The following is a 14,814-nucleotide window of genomic DNA, read 5'->3' as shown; positions in this document are numbered from 1 at the left end:
CATAATTTACTGACACGGCAGCATAAGCTGCGAAAGGTTAGTGAGGTGTGAAGGTAGCGTGAAGCGACACTGGCTGGCGTCGCCCCAGGTTACCAGGAATTGCTGCTCGGGCTGTACGGCACCCAGCCAGACATGGCCCTCGTCGGCGACGATACCCACGTCTTTACCGCTATCCGCCATCTGGACGCGCGCGCCCAGCGGCGGCATGCCCGATGCGGTTCGCAGGATGCCCAGAACATCATTTCCCGCTCGGGTGGCGATCTGGCGGTAGCCGATGGCCCCTTCTGTCCAGGTCGAGGTCATGACGCGGTTATCCACGTCTACGCCTTCGGGGAGATCGTTCAGGTTGACCTGCACGCTCGACGGTGAGTAGCTGGAGAACGAAGGAAGCACCCCGATCCCGAAGGCGTTGGTCTGGTCCCGCGACATGTTGAGCGGAATATTGCTGATGCCGTCCGTGCTCACCATGACACGCGGTTCGTTGCCGTAGCTGCGGCGGTGCAGGGCCATGCCTTTTGCCGTACCGGTGAAGGACCCATTCCAGCTGGCGCTGAGGGAGCTGTAGTCATTCGCCTTATAACTTCCGGAAACGTTGAGATCGCCGAGCGGGGAGTAGTGCTGGTAGTTTCCGCTGAACTGCGCGCCTGCATCGGTCTGCTGACTTTCGGTACCGGCAGAAACGCCCCAGGTGTTGTTCTTGTCAGAGGTGTCGTACCAAGAGAGGGTCTGGCTCAGGTTGTCGCTGTTGCGCAAGTCATAGCTGAGGCGATGGTCAGGATCCAGCGGCACGCTGAGAGACAGGTAGAACTGATTGTCGTCCTCGCGATCTTCATAGTGGGTTTTGCTGAACGATGCCGAAACGCCAAGGTTTTTCCAGCGGCCCAGATCGAAGTTATACCCCGCGGTCAGGCTGCCCGTATTGGATGGCGCTTCGTCCCACCAGGTCTGTCGGAGCAGGCTAAGGTAGAGATTGAGTGACAGCGCGGGAATGTACTGGCTGGCCGTGATGCTAAACGTCTGTTTTTCCGACTGGCTGTCATTATTTTCACTGTCCAGGAAGCGTGCGTAGCTGAGGAACTGCGGGTCGGAGTAGCGGTAGCTGGCCAGGGTAAGCTGGCTTCCCGTGGTATCAAAGCGTTTGCTGTAGTTGAAGCGATAGCTGTAACCCGTCTGAGAGGGCTTGTTCGGGAGCTGGCTGGTCGCCTGGGTCACATCGAAGGAGAGGGCCCCGATCAGCGCGAGGTTTTGCCCGATGCCCGCTGCGATGGAGCGATAGTTATCGCCATCGGCGAGCGTGCCGCCGTACAGTGAGGTGTTGGAGAACAGGCCCCACGAGAACTCGCCGCTCATAAAGGCACTGTCTTCAAGGGCATGCGATGCATCTTCGCGGGGTTTGCCCACGGCAAGTTTGTAGCGAACCTGGCCCTTGCGCGTCAGGAAGGGCACGGAGGCGGCGGACACCTGAAACGTGCTCACGCGGCCGTCGTCTTCGGTAATTTTAACGTCCAGCGTGCCCTGGACGGATTGGTTCAAATCCTGAATGACAAACGGGCCGGGTGGCACCTTAGTTTGATAAATCACGCGGTCAGCGAGACTCACCGTGACGGTGGCATTAGTTTGCGCAATCCCGGCGATTTGCGGTGCATAGCCGCGAAGAGACCAGGGCAGCATGCGCTCATCGCTGATCAGCGACGCCCCGGTATAGGTAAAGGCATCAAAGATAGCGGACTGAAAGTCTGTCTCACCCAGCGTCAGTTTCGCGCCAAGCGTCGGCAGAGGACGGAACATATAGACGCGTGAGAAGCGGCCGTTATGGGTTGATCCTCCCTCGGCATGCGTTTGATTGTACTGATAATCGCTACGTAGCCGCCATGCACCCAGGTTGGCACCTGCGGTACCGTAGGCGTTCGCGTTATCCGTGCTGCTACCTTCCTGCGGCTGATAATGGCTGGCAAAGAGGTTGTAGTCCAGCAGCACGCCGGCCACGCCGTTGTCCCAGGTGGAGGGGGGCATCCAGTCGTTCGGACGAAATTGCATCATGGCCTGAGGTACGGTGACGTGCAGCGTTTGGGTTGATTGCTCGAAGCGGAATTTAATATTCGCCTGCGGGGTAAAATCCACGCAGCCCTGTTTAAGCGTTAGGGTCTTACGAACAGTGTCCTGAAGGCCAAAGGTGTCTGCCAGTTCTGCGGGAATACAGACTTGGGCTTTGTTATCAACCTCTTTCCAGGTCAGTTCCCAGCCGTTTGCCAGTGGAATATCGTTGATCGCGACGGTGACAAAATAACGTCCTGGCGTAACGGACGTCTCTTCTTTAAAGCGAGAAAGATCAATGCCCGACCGTAAATCTTTATCGATAGCATTAATATTAAATTCAGTGGCAGAGGCGGCGTGCGCAAGCAAGATGGCAGTAATGATGATTATCGATTGTGATTTATTTTTCATCATTCTGTTACTCGAATAAATAAAAAAGCCGACTGGTAAACATCACCAGTCGGTATAACGGATCATGTTTAATCGTTATTTATACATCAGCACATAGTTGGCGTTAGCTTCAACCTGGCCCGCGGTTGCAGTGGTACCTGTCGGCACTTCCATGCGCGCTTTAAAGTGCAGCGTCTGGGTGTCTGAATTAGGCAGCAGATCCACCGTTTTTGCCGAGCCAAGGGTGATGTTTGCTTCGTCGTTGTCCAGCAGACGGACACCGACGTTTTCAGCACCGCTTGCATAGGTGTTGCTCAGAAGGCTGGTATCTGATGCGTAGGTGGCGGTGCTGCTGAACGTCACTTCCACTTTGGTTATTGGCGTCGCCGTCTCATCGTCGGGATCTGACAGAACGCAGTTCTGCAGGTTAATATCTACCGCTACGGGGGTGGACTTCTTGTTTGCATTGATGACGGCGGTGGTCACTTCGCCGAGATCCACCTCTTTATCAACGCTGTCTGGTGCAATGCTGCAAGGCGCGTCAATAACAACGCCTTTAAATTTAATTTTCCCGGAGCCCTGATCGGCGGCAAATGCTGAACCAGAGACAATTGTTGCCATCGCAACGGCTAACAGTGCTTTTTTACCTGCATGCATGAAAATATCCTTTTCCAATGAATTCATACTCTGAATATTAATTTTCAGAAAATTACCATGAGATTATACCTGTGAAAAAAGAGTGAGTGCGATTAATTGCTCTTAAAAATAAATGTAGTCAACATTAAAATATAATCTGAAGTGATCTTTAGTATCGGATTAACAGCGAAAAATGGATTTTTCAGTCGCGTGAAACAAAGGTCATATTAGCGATAATAATGTCTTATTTAAAATTTGACTTTCAGGAAATAAATAAATGTAAAAATACGTGTAAAAAAAAGAGACTATCAGTGAGTACTATTTTTTCATTGAATTTATTAATTTTTAGTATGTTTGCCACCGCCGATGCCTGCTGCCTGGCGCAGAACCAGGCTCAATCCCATCGCTGACATTCATCTTTTCTTATGTTGTTCCGGATGTTCAAATTTCCTGATGATGATCTTCATGCTTATCTGCGTTCATCTGCGCCAGATTGCGCGTAATGTAGCACCATTAAATTAACACCTTCTGTAAGGATATCATCATGACTTCTTCCCGTATGCCCGCCCTGTTTATAGGCCACGGAAGCCCAATGAATGTTCTCGAAGACAACGTCTATACCCGCGCCTGGCGTCAGCTGGGGGAGACGTTGCCGCGGCCGAAAGCGATTGTGGTGGTATCTGCACACTGGTTCACCCGGGGAACGGGCGTGACCGCCATGGAAACGCCAAAAACCATACATGATTTTGGCGGCTTCCCGCAGGCCCTTTATGACACGCACTATCCGGCACCGGGCTCGCCTGCACTGGCAGAACGTCTGGTCGAACTGCTGGCGCCTGTTCCTGTAGCGCTGGATAAAGAGGCCTGGGGTTTTGACCACGGCTCGTGGGGCGTGCTGATTAAAATGTATCCTGATGCGGATATCCCGATGGTGCAGCTCAGCATCGACAGCACCAAACCGGCCGCCTGGCATCTGGAAATGGGGCGTAAGCTGGCGACGCTGCGTGACGAAGGCATCATGCTGGTGGCGAGCGGCAACGTGGTGCATAACCTGCGCACGGCACGCTGGCACGGTGAAAATACGCCGTACCCGTGGGCTACTGCTTTCAACGATTACGTGAAAGCCAATCTGACCTGGCAGGGGCCGGGTGAAGAGCACCCGTTAGTGAACTATCTGGATCACGAAGGCGGTTCGCTCTCTAACCCGACGCCGGAACACTTCCTGCCGCTGCTGTACGTTCTTGGCGCGTGGGATGGTCAGGAGCCGGTGACACTCCCGGTCGATGGTATTGAGATGGGTAGTTTGAGTATGCTGTCGGTGCAGGTAGGGTGAAAACATGCCCGGTGGCGCTACGCTTACCGGGCCTACAAAACCGTAGGCCGGGTCAGGCGAAGCCGCCACCCGGCAGATCTTACTCTACAAAAATATGCGGATAGAACCGTGACAGATCCTGCGTGATCAGCGCGCGATCTTCGCGAATGCCAATCCCGGCGGGCTGGTCGTTAATCAGCCAGCTGCCAATCAGCGTATAGCTGTCGCCAAACTTCGGCAGTTGATAGAATGCCTGGACGATCATCCCTTCTTCGCCGTACGGTCCTTCAACCGCTTCCACCGTTTTGCCGTTTTCGATAATCGACACGTTCGCGCCTTCGCGGGAGAAAATCGGCTTAACGACGTATTTCTCCATCGGCGGGAAATCATCTTCTGCAAAATACGCTGGCAGCAGGTTTGGGTGGTTCGGGAACATTTCCCACAGCATCGGCAGCAGAGCTTTGTTAGAGATAATGCTTTTCCATGCCGGCTCCAGCCAGCGCACGCCCGCATCTTCCAGCTTGGTGGAGAACATTTCGCGCAGCATGTATTCCCACGGATAGAGCTTGAAGAGGTTGCTGATCACCTGATCCTGCATATCCGTAAACTGACCTTTTTCTCCCAAACCGATATCTTCGATATAAAGGAATTCAGTCGCCACGTCGGCTTCGGCGGCACAGTCCTGCAGATACTGCACCGTTCCACGGTCTTCTTCCGTGTCGCGGCAGCAGGCGAGGTGCAGCAGGTTGAAGCCAAACTGCTCGCGCAGCTCGGCGAAACGCGCGATAAGCTTCTCCTGCAGGCTGTTGAACTGGTCGCTGCCTGCCGGCAGGTTTCCGGCGTTCATCTGATCTTCCAGCCAAATCCACTGGAAGAATGCCGCCTCGTACAGAGAGGTTGGCGTATCCGCGTTGTTTTCCAGAAGCTTAGGCTCGCCCACGCCGTCCCATGCCAGATCGAGGCGAGAGTAGAGCGAAGGCTGATTCGTTTTCCATGACTGACGGACAAAGCTCCAGGTGTGCTTTGGAATGCGGAATTTGGTCATCAGCTCGTCGCTGTCGATGACTTTCTCCACCACTTTCAGGCACATCTGGTGCAGTTCTGCGGTCACGTCTTCAAGCTTTTCCACCTGAGCGAGCGTGAGCTTGTAGTAAGCATCTTCACACCAGTACGGTTCCCCGTACATGGTGTGGAAGTTAAACCCGTACTCGGTCGCTTTTTCGCGCCAGTCCGGGCGTTCGGTAATACTGACTCGTTCCATGATCAGCCGCCCATTGAGCGACTAGAGGTGCCTGACGCACTGCGCTGCATGCTGGTCTGTTTCGCCACAGACTCACCAAACCCACCGCGAGTGATGGTGTTGGTGGTCGCAGGTTTCGGCGCCATTGCGGTTTTCGGAACGGTCACGGTACGGCCCGGGGTTGCTGCGCCGTAGCCTTTGCCGCTGGCATCGGTATATTGACCATAGGCCGGGCTGGCCGGGTTTTTCGAGCTAAACAGCGGCTGCTGCTGGTAACCCGCGCCGCCACCCATCAGGCGGCCCATCATGTAACCTGCCATTAATGGCATCCAGAAGCTGCCGCTGGACTGCGCCTGCGCCTGATTTTCCGGCGCCATACCTGCCTGAGCTGGCGTCTGCTGGCACTGGCCTTCACCAAACTCCGCCACACAGTCTTCACGTGAGGCATACTTCGGCGCAGTGCGTTCCGCTTCTTTCAGCGCGTTGGTGTACGCCGTCTTACATTCTGCGGCCTGACCGGTTGCAGCGGAACAGTCATCTGCGTTTTGATACAGCGAAACCGTTTCGTCGTTTTTCTCACAGCCTGCCAGCATAAAGACAGCCGTAACCGCCAGCGCAACGGGAGTGAGGTGGCGCGCATTCCAGCTTTTGCGGAACGACGCGTGATTAATCGTTTTTGTCCGTTTCATATTTGTCTTCCAGGACCCAGTGGTAATAACGCTCAGGATAGAGGATGAGTGGTTGAAAATGAAGCGAAGAGAGGCGGAATCAGGGGGATCTTTACGTTGGCTTACGTTCGGGTGTGATTTTGCGCCGGGTGGCGCTTCGCTTACCCGGCCTACGATTAAGTAGGCCCGATAAGCGAAGCGCCATCGGGCAATGCTTAATGACGGAACGGGTTAGAACCGCTGCTTGCGGGGGCCGTGCTACGCGCGGCGGCTGGCTGTGCCGCAGGGGTGCTACCGTTAGCGTTGAAGTTATCAACGGCGGCAACCTGATCCGGGTTCTCAGGCGCGACGCTTTCTGGCGACGTTGAAACCGGTTTGCCCAACGTGCTGTTCAGCATCTGCAGATCCTGCTCGTTCAGCGTACCCAGAGCCTGTTTGATGTTCAGCTGGTTAATCAGGTACTGGTAACGTGCGCTGGAGAGCTGCTGTTTCGCGTTGTACAACGTGGTGGTCGCGTCGAGCACGTCAACAATCGTACGTGTACCCACGGAGTAACCGGCTTCCATCGCGTCCAGGGAGCTCTGTGCAGACACCACGGCCTGTTTATAGGCATTGATGCTGCTGATAGAGGCGTTCACGTTGTTGAAGGAAGAGCGAACGGTCTGCACCACGTTGCGGTGCGCGCTTTCCAGCTGCTCGCTCGCGCCAACAAAGTTGTACTGCGCCTGTTTCACCTGCGAGTTAACCTGACCACCCTGGTACAGCGGCAGGGAGAAGCTCAGGCCCACTTTGTTCTGGCCCATATTGCTGTCGTCATACTGTGACGTATTGGTTTTAGAGCCGCTGTAGCTGGTATCAGAGACGCCGGTAGACGCGCTCAGGCTCAGGGTTGGCAGGTGGCCGTCCTGCGCCTGACGAATTTGCTCGCGGGCCAGATCCTGGCTCAGACGCGCCTGCAGCAAGCTCAGGTTGCGGTTTTCCGCCTCTTTCAGCAGCGCGTTAACCGCCTGCGGTTTATCCGTCTTAAAGCTGTCCACGTTCAGAGAGGCCAGCTCAGGATAGTAGTTGCCGGTGACCTGACGCAGCGCTTCGAGCGCGTTGTCGAGGTTATTACGCGCGGTCACTTCGTTAGCCAGCACGGTGTCGTACTGTGAACGGGCGTTCTGTACGTCGGTGATCGCTACCAGACCCACGTTGAAGCGCTGGGTGGTTTGATCCAACTGACGGTAAATCGCCTGTTTCTGCGCTTCAGTGTAGGAGAGCGCGTCGATGGCGCTCAGCACGTTGAAATACGCGGTGGCCGTGTTCAGGATCAGCGTCTGCTGATCGGTCTGATAGGTGACGTCCTGAATACCCGCGCTCTTTTCCTGCAGGGTCAGGGCACGCCATTTGGACATATCAAACAGCGTCTGTGTTAATTGCAGTGAGGCGCTGGTAGCATTGGAGTTAACGCCGTTAGCGTCGCGGAAACCGTTGCTGTAGGTATAATCTGCACCTAAACCTAACTGCGGCAGCAGTGGGCTACGCGCTTCGTTAATCTTTTCAAACGCAGCATCACGATCGGCCGCTGATTTACGTAAATCAGGGTTGCCCAGACGTGCCTGCTGGTAGACCTGTAACAGGTTTTCCGCCTGGCTCATTGCACTGAAGCCCGTCAGGCTCAGGCCGATAAGGATGGGGAGCAATTTCTTCATTTGCATTCCTTGTTGTGAAGCAGTATTAGCGCTGATCTAATTAAAAAATAATTGCCGATTCTAACAGAATCATCCACACCAAAAGGTTGGCGTTACGTGCCATCTGGCGGTAATTTGCACCAATCTACCATATAGCCTTACAAACGGCAGCCAAACAGCCTTGAAATTCACAATTTCATCACCATTGCTACCAGGACTCGACTCATGCAAAAACCAGAAAAGTTGCCCGTGACATTCGCCAAAAACGATGTAGAAATTATTGCACGAGAAACGCTTTATAGCGGTTTTTTTTCAATGGATCTTTACCGTTTCAGGCATCGCCTGTTTAACGGTGAAATGAGCGGCGAAATCAGACGCGAAATTTTTGAGCGCGGGCATGCGGCTGTCTTGCTACCCTTTGACCCAGTGCGTGACGAAGTTGTGCTGGTGGAGCAGATCCGCATCGCCGCGTATGACGTCAGTGAGAGCCCGTGGCTGCTGGAGATGGTGGCCGGGATGATCGAAGAGGGCGAGACGGTTGAAGACGTCGCCCGCCGCGAGGCGCTGGAAGAGGCCGGGCTGGTGGTTGGTCGTACAAAACCGGTGTTGAGTTATCTGGCGAGCCCGGGGGGCACCAGCGAGCGCTTGTCCATCATGGTGGGCGAAGTGGACGCCACGACGGCGGAAGGGATCCACGGTCTGGCTGATGAAAACGAAGATATTCGGGTTCATGTGGTGAGCCGGGAACAGGCTTATCAGTGGGTAGAAGAGGGGAAAATCGACAACGCAGCGTCTGTCATTGCCCTGCAATGGCTGCAACTGCATTATCAGACATTACGAAACGAGTGGAAAAAATGAAGCGCTATACACCTGACTTCCCAGAAATGATGCGCCTGTGCGAAACCAATTTCGCACAATTGCGCCGCCTGCTGCCGAGAAATGACGCACCCGGCGAAACGGTAAGCTATCAGGTGAGCAATGCGCAGTATCGGTTAACGATAACAGAATCAACGCGCTACACTACGCTGGTCGAAATTGAACAAACGGCGCCCAGCATTAGCTACTGGAGCCTGCCGTCAATGACGGTGCGCCTCTATCATGATGCGATGGTCGCTGAAGTGTGTTCGAGTCAGCAGATCTTTCGCTTCAAGGCGCGGTATGATTACCCGAATAAAAAGTTGCATCAACGCGACGAAAAGCATCAAATTAACCAGTTTTTAGCCGACTGGCTAAGATATTGTTTAGCACATGGAGCAATGGCGATTCCGGTTTGTTAGCGTCATAAACCTACCTAAGGACACCATTTGGAAAGCCTGTTGAACCTGACTGTTGCTGGTGGGGCGCCAGTCAGGATATTACAAATCACCGATACCCACCTTTTTGCCGAAAAGCATGAGACGCTGCTCGGGGTGAATACCTGGGAGAGCTATCAGGCAGTACTTAGCGCCATTCACGCTGAACATCGCGACTGCGATCTGATAGTTGCAACAGGCGATCTGGCGCAGGACCAATCCTCCGCGGCCTACCAGCATTTTGCTGAAGGCATCGCGAGCTTTAGCGTGCCTTGCGTCTGGCTGCCGGGAAACCACGATTTCCAGCCCGCGATGTACAGCTCGCTCCAGGACGCGGGGATTTCTCCGGCGAAGTGTGTTTTTGCGGGTGAAAAGTGGCAGATCCTGCTGCTGGACAGCCAGGTATTTGGCGTCCCGCACGGTGAGTTAAGCGAGTTTCAACTCGACTGGCTGGAGACCAAACTGGCTGCCGAATCTGAACGTCATACCCTGCTGTTGCTGCATCATCATCCGCTCCCGGCGGGCTGCAGCTGGCTCGATCAACACAGCCTGCGTAACTCCGCCGAGCTGGATCGCGTGCTGACGAAGTTCCCCCGCGTGAAACATCTGCTGTGCGGACACATTCATCAGGAACAGGATCTCGACTGGAACGGGCGCCGCATGCTGGCGACGCCGTCGACCTGCGTGCAGTTTAAACCGCACTGTGCCAACTTTACGCTGGATACTATCGCGCCAGGCTGGCGCTGGCTGGAACTGCATGCCGACGGCACGCTGACCACGGAAGTCTGCCGTCTGGCAGGCGCGCAATTCCGACCAGATACCGCTTCAGAAGGCTATTGATGTCTACTCTCCTTTATCTGCACGGATTCAACAGCTCGCCGCGCTCCGCAAAAGCGACACAGTTTCGCCAGTGGCTGAGCGAGCATCACCCCCATGTTGAGATGATTATCCCGCAGCTGCCGCCTTATCCGGCGGAGGCGGCGGAAATGCTCGAATCCATCGTGCTTGAACACGGCGGTGAATCGTTTGGTGTGGTCGGCTCATCGCTGGGCGGGTACTACGCCACCTGGCTCTCGCAATGCTTTATGCTGCCGGCCGTTGTGGTGAATCCGGCGGTACGGCCATTTGAGCTGCTGAGGGACTTTCTTGGTGAAAACGAGAACCCCTACACCGGGCAGCAATATGTGCTAGAGTCACGCCATATTTACGATCTCAAAGTTATGCAGGTCGACCCGCTTGAAGCGCCGGATCTCATCTGGCTGCTGCAACAGACGGGTGATGAAGTGCTGGATTACCGCCAGGCAGTGGCGTATTACGCATCCTGCCGCCAGACTATAGAAGAAGGCGGAAACCATGCTTTCACGGGCTTTGAGAATCATTTCACCCAGATTGTCGATTTTCTTGGACTGCACAGCCACTGACAATCAATGCGAATTGCTAGTTTAAATCATGACGCAAACCTATAACGCTGATGCCATTGAGGTCCTCACCGGGCTTGAGCCGGTTCGCCGCCGCCCGGGGATGTACACCGATACAACGCGCCCAAACCATCTGGGCCAGGAAGTTATTGATAACAGTGTGGACGAAGCGCTGGCGGGCCATGCCAAACGCGTTGACGTCATCCTGCATGCCGATCAGTCGCTGGAAGTTATCGACGACGGGCGCGGCATGCCGGTGGACATCCACCCGGAAGAGGGGGTGCCTGCCGTTGAGCTGATCCTGTGTCGTCTGCACGCGGGCGGTAAGTTCTCCAACAAAAACTACCAGTTCTCCGGCGGTTTGCACGGCGTGGGGATCTCCGTGGTTAACGCCCTGTCCAAACGGGTGGAAGTGAACGTCCGTCGCGACGGTCAGGTCTATAACATCGCGTTTGAAAACGGCGAAAAGGTGCAGGATTTGCAGGTTGTCGGCACGTGCGGCAAACGCAACACCGGTACCAGCGTCCACTTCTGGCCAGACGAAAGCTTCTTCGACAGCCCGCGTTTTTCCGTTTCTCGCCTGACGCACCTGCTGAAAGCGAAAGCGGTGCTGTGTCCGGGCGTAGAAATCACCTTTACCGATCACGTCAACAACACCGAGCAGACCTGGTGCTACGCCGATGGTCTTAATGACTATCTGTGCGAAGCGGTAAACGGCCTGCCGACGCTGCCGGAAAAACCGTTCGTCGGTAACTTTAGCGGTGACACCGAAGCGGTGGACTGGGCGCTGCTGTGGCTGCCGGAAGGCGGCGAGCTGCTGACGGAAAGCTACGTCAACCTGATTCCAACCATGCTTGGCGGTACGCACGTCAACGGCCTGCGTCAGGGCCTGCTGGATGCGATGCGCGAGTTCTGCGAATACCGCAACATTCTGCCGCGCGGCGTGAAGCTGTCGGCGGAAGATATCTGGGATCGCTGCGCCTACGTGCTCTCCGTGAAGATGCAGGATCCGCAGTTTGCCGGCCAGACCAAAGAGCGTCTGTCGTCACGTCAGTGTGCGGCGTTCGTCTCCGGCGTGGTGAAAGATGCCTTTACCCTGTGGCTGAACCAGAACGTTCAGGCGGCAGAGATGCTGGCTGAAATGGCGATTTCCAGCGCCCAGCGCCGTCTGCGTGCGGCGAAGAAAGTGGTACGTAAAAAGCTGACCAGCGGCCCTGCGCTGCCGGGCAAGCTGGCGGACTGTACCGCACAGGACCTCAACCGTACCGAGCTGTTCCTCGTGGAAGGGGACTCGGCGGGCGGGTCGGCCAAGCAGGCGCGCGATCGTGAATATCAGGCGATCATGCCGCTTAAGGGTAAGATCCTGAACACCTGGGAAGTCTCTTCAGATGAAGTGCTGGCTTCGCAGGAAGTGCATGATATTTCCGTAGCGATCGGTATCGATCCTGACAGCGACGATCTGAGCCAGCTTCGTTACGGCAAGATCTGTATCCTCGCGGATGCGGACTCCGATGGTCTGCACATTGCCACGCTGCTGTGCGCGCTGTTCGTGAAGCACTTCCGCACGCTGGTGAAAAACGGTCACGTCCACGTGGCGCTGCCGCCGCTGTACCGTATCGACCTCGGCAAAGAGGTTTATTACGCGCTGACGGAAGAAGAGAAGGCGGGCGTGCTGGAACAGCTGAAGCGTAAGAAGGGCAAGCCTAACGTCCAGCGCTTTAAAGGGCTGGGTGAGATGAACCCAATGCAGCTGCGTGAAACGACGCTGGATCCGAATACGCGCCGTCTGGTGCAGCTGACCATCAGCGACGAAGACGAACAGCAAACGAATGCCATGATGGATATGCTCCTTGCCAAGAAACGTTCGGAAGACCGACGTAACTGGCTGCAGGAGAAGGGTGATATGGCGGATATTGAGGCCTGATGCCCACACCCTAACCCTCTACCACAGGGAGAGGGAATGGATCGTAGGCCCGGTAAGCGTGAGCGCCAACGGGCTTTTTTACATCAAAACTCCATCTTCACCGTAAACTGCACTTCACGCGGATCGCCGATTTGGTTGCCCAGATTATTGGTCGCGATAGATGACGTGTAGTAGGTCTTATTAAACAGGTTCTTCACGTTGACCTGCAGCGTCACCGGATACTGCAGCTTCATCCTGTACGCCGCAAACGCATCCGCCACGAAATAGCCCGGCAGATAATAATCCGCACCGTTGGTCGCTGAGCGACGGCTCACGCCATGTCCGCCGCCGCCGAGGGTCAGCGTATTCCCGGCAAACGCATTATGAATATCGTAGGTCAGGAACAGGGACCCGGTATGGCGCGGTACGTTTGGCAGCGGTTTACCCGCATAGTCCGGGTCTTCCAGCACTTTCGCGTCGGTATAGCCGTAGCTGGCGATAATGTTGGTGTTCTCCGTCAGCGACCCGGCGAGATCCACCTCTACGCCCTGAGAACGCACGCGGCCCGCGGTTTTGGCGATGGTTTCGCCTCCGATGCTTTCGGTATACAGCACGTTGCGTTTGTGAATATCAAACAGCGCGATGTTGGCAGTAACCCCGTCGAACAGGTCGAACTTTGCGCCCACTTCGTAGGCATTCGACGTTTCCGGCGGCAGGTCGCCAATATAGCTCGCTATGGACGACTGCGGCATAAACGTCTGGGAGTAGTTAGCAAACAGCGAAACGGACGGCGTGAGTTTGTAAACCAGCCCCAGCTTTGGCGTCCACTGTTCGTCGCGACTGTCGGTGTTAACGTTGAAAGGACGGCCTTTACCGGCGTACTGGGTGTAATACTGATAGCGCATCCCGGCGACGGCGATCCATTTATCGGTCAGGTACAGGGCATCCTGCGCGTAGGCAGAGTAACTCTCCTGCTTCAGCGTCTGGTCGCTGTCAGCGGCGGAGACGGTTGTACACTTGTCGAGTTTGCCGTAAACCGGATGGTAAATATTGAATCCTTTGACGTTCTTACAGCGCATCATGTCCGTACGCAGCAGATCGTAATTTTCATACGACACGCCGGTCAGGATCTCATTGTAAAAGCCCGCGATATCCACGTTGCCCTGCAAATCCGCGCGGGTGCTGTGCATGCGCTGGGTTGAGCCCTGGGTCGCATCCACGCGACGGGTCAGGTTACCGGTTTTGGCATCGTAGGCCATTACGCGGGCCTGGTTATCGCTGTATTTATCCTGGCTGTAGCTGTAGTCGAACTTCGCGGTCCACTGGCTATTAAGGCGGTATTCCGCGTTAAGCTGAGCGAGATCGGACTGCCCGTCAGTGATGTTAAACGGCTCGTCAAAACGGGTATTGCGATCGACGTTCACCGGCTGTTTGGTGTTGAGGTCGAAGATCGTGCCGCGATCGAACGGCGTTTTATAGTCGCGGTGGGAATAGAGCACGGTCACCGTGGCATCATCGCCAAACCAGGTCAGGGAGGGGGCGATAAAGGTGCTGCGTTCGTTACCGAAATTGCGCCAGTAGTCCTCGTCCTGGTACTCCCCCGTCAGGCGGTACGCCATACGGGTCCCGTCAATCGGGCCGGTCACGTCAACCTGTCCGGTGCCGCCGCCAAAGCTGGAGGAGGTGGCAGAAATTGCGCCGCCGAAGGTTTTCTCCGGGCGCTTAGTGACGACATTAATCAGGCCGCCCGGATCGAGAATGCCATAAAGCGTTGAGGCCGGGCCTTTCAGCACCTCCACGCGTTCGGTAGCGGCGTTGAAGCTACGCGGCAGGACGGTACGCAGACCGTTGGTCATGATCGAGCCGTCGCGGTTCGCGCCAAATCCACGGCGCACAAAGGCATCCTGCGTACCGCCCAGGGTGTTGGTCTGAACCACGTTGCTGACGTTATACAGCGCTTCATCGAGCGTGGTAGCGTGCTGATCCGCAAGCACTTTATCGCTGACGGTATTCACTACCTGCGGGATATCCAGCATGGGCATGGTGGTCAGCGTCGCGGTGGAGGTGTTCAGCGGCTGGTAGCCGTTGGTGGCCTCCGCCACGGCAGTGGGATCGGCGATAACGGTAAGTGTTTCGCCGTCTTTAGCCGTATTAGCGTCTGCGGCCTGTACCAGCGGTGCGATAAACAGCAGAGAAAAGAGCGCGCGCCCTTTTACCCCAGAGAGTGAAGGTGTGAACGTAGCCATTA

At 55.5% G+C, this 14,814-nt stretch carries 12 protein-coding genes; 6 read left to right on the top strand and 6 right to left on the bottom strand.

The window, feature by feature from the left end; translation table 11 throughout:
- Nucleotides 1–6: 6 nt before the first annotated feature.
- Nucleotides 7–2,445 (bottom strand): fimbria/pilus outer membrane usher protein, encoded by a 2,439-nt coding sequence (locus tag ACOTYN_RS13445; protein ID WP_332958044.1) that lies wholly within the window; start codon nucleotides 2,443–2,445, stop codon nucleotides 7–9.
- 75 nt (nucleotides 2,446–2,520) lie between these two features.
- Nucleotides 2,521–3,081: a fimbrial protein gene (locus tag ACOTYN_RS13440; protein WP_014885263.1), complete on the bottom strand. Its 561-nt coding sequence runs from the start codon at nucleotides 3,079–3,081 to the stop codon at nucleotides 2,521–2,523.
- Nucleotides 3,082–3,604: 523 nt separating this feature from the next.
- Between ACOTYN_RS13440 and ygiD the strand changes: the two genes are divergently transcribed.
- Nucleotides 3,605–4,393 (top strand): 4,5-DOPA dioxygenase extradiol, encoded by a 789-nt coding sequence (ygiD, locus tag ACOTYN_RS13435; RefSeq protein ID WP_014885262.1) that lies wholly within the window; start codon nucleotides 3,605–3,607, stop codon nucleotides 4,391–4,393.
- Nucleotides 4,394–4,472: 79 nt separating this feature from the next.
- On the opposite strand, the gene ACOTYN_RS13430 is transcribed toward ygiD, so the two are convergent.
- The 3 genes from ACOTYN_RS13430 to tolC form a co-directional block, all read right to left on the bottom strand.
- Nucleotides 4,473–5,633 carry a glutathionylspermidine synthase family protein gene (locus ACOTYN_RS13430; protein WP_023337808.1) on the bottom strand — a complete coding sequence of 387 codons (1,161 nt, stop codon included), beginning with the start codon at nucleotides 5,631–5,633 and terminating at the stop codon, nucleotides 4,473–4,475.
- 2 nt (nucleotides 5,634–5,635) lie between these two features.
- Nucleotides 5,636–6,301 (bottom strand): DUF1190 family protein, encoded by a 666-nt coding sequence (locus ACOTYN_RS13425; protein ID WP_014885260.1) that lies wholly within the window; start codon nucleotides 6,299–6,301, stop codon nucleotides 5,636–5,638.
- Nucleotides 6,302–6,495: 194 nt separating this feature from the next.
- Nucleotides 6,496–7,980 carry an outer membrane channel protein TolC gene (gene tolC / locus ACOTYN_RS13420; protein ID WP_086527700.1) on the bottom strand — a complete coding sequence of 495 codons (1,485 nt, stop codon included), beginning with the start codon at nucleotides 7,978–7,980 and terminating at the stop codon, nucleotides 6,496–6,498.
- 198 nt (nucleotides 7,981–8,178) lie between these two features.
- On the opposite strand from tolC, the gene nudF reads away from it, so the two are divergent.
- The 5 genes from nudF to parE are packed head-to-tail and all read left to right on the top strand — an operon-like array spanning nucleotide 8,179 to nucleotide 12,587.
- Nucleotides 8,179–8,811: an ADP-ribose diphosphatase gene (gene nudF / locus ACOTYN_RS13415; RefSeq protein WP_008502974.1), complete on the top strand. Its 633-nt coding sequence runs from the start codon at nucleotides 8,179–8,181 to the stop codon at nucleotides 8,809–8,811.
- On the top strand, nucleotides 8,808–9,230 hold the full coding sequence (locus tag ACOTYN_RS13410; RefSeq protein WP_003862516.1) for a DUF1249 family protein: 423 nt from the start codon (nucleotides 8,808–8,810) through the stop codon (nucleotides 9,228–9,230). Before nudF ends, ACOTYN_RS13410 begins: the two co-directional genes overlap by 4 nt.
- Before the next feature lie 27 nt (nucleotides 9,231–9,257).
- Nucleotides 9,258–10,085 carry a 3',5'-cyclic-AMP phosphodiesterase gene (gene cpdA / locus ACOTYN_RS13405; RefSeq protein WP_332958041.1) on the top strand — a complete coding sequence of 276 codons (828 nt, stop codon included), beginning with the start codon at nucleotides 9,258–9,260 and terminating at the stop codon, nucleotides 10,083–10,085.
- Nucleotides 10,085–10,666 (top strand): esterase YqiA, encoded by a 582-nt coding sequence (yqiA, locus tag ACOTYN_RS13400; RefSeq protein ID WP_023331317.1) that lies wholly within the window; start codon nucleotides 10,085–10,087, stop codon nucleotides 10,664–10,666. Before cpdA ends, yqiA begins: the two co-directional genes overlap by 1 nt.
- 28 nt (nucleotides 10,667–10,694) lie before the next feature.
- Nucleotides 10,695–12,587: a DNA topoisomerase IV subunit B gene (gene parE / locus ACOTYN_RS13395; RefSeq protein WP_014885256.1), complete on the top strand. Its 1,893-nt coding sequence runs from the start codon at nucleotides 10,695–10,697 to the stop codon at nucleotides 12,585–12,587.
- A gap of 83 nt (nucleotides 12,588–12,670) precedes the next feature.
- Here the strand turns inward: parE and ACOTYN_RS13390 are convergent, their stop codons facing one another.
- Entirely contained in the window at nucleotides 12,671–14,812 is a 2,142-nt protein-coding gene (locus tag ACOTYN_RS13390) for a TonB-dependent siderophore receptor (RefSeq protein WP_332958038.1), read from the bottom strand.
- Nucleotides 14,813–14,814: the final 2 nt, after the last annotated feature.

Source organism: Enterobacter cloacae complex sp. IR5458 (genome assembly GCF_049238025.1).
Taxonomy (GTDB): domain Bacteria; phylum Pseudomonadota; class Gammaproteobacteria; order Enterobacterales; family Enterobacteriaceae; genus Enterobacter; species Enterobacter kobei.
This window is presented reverse-complemented; position numbering and strand designations above follow the sequence as displayed.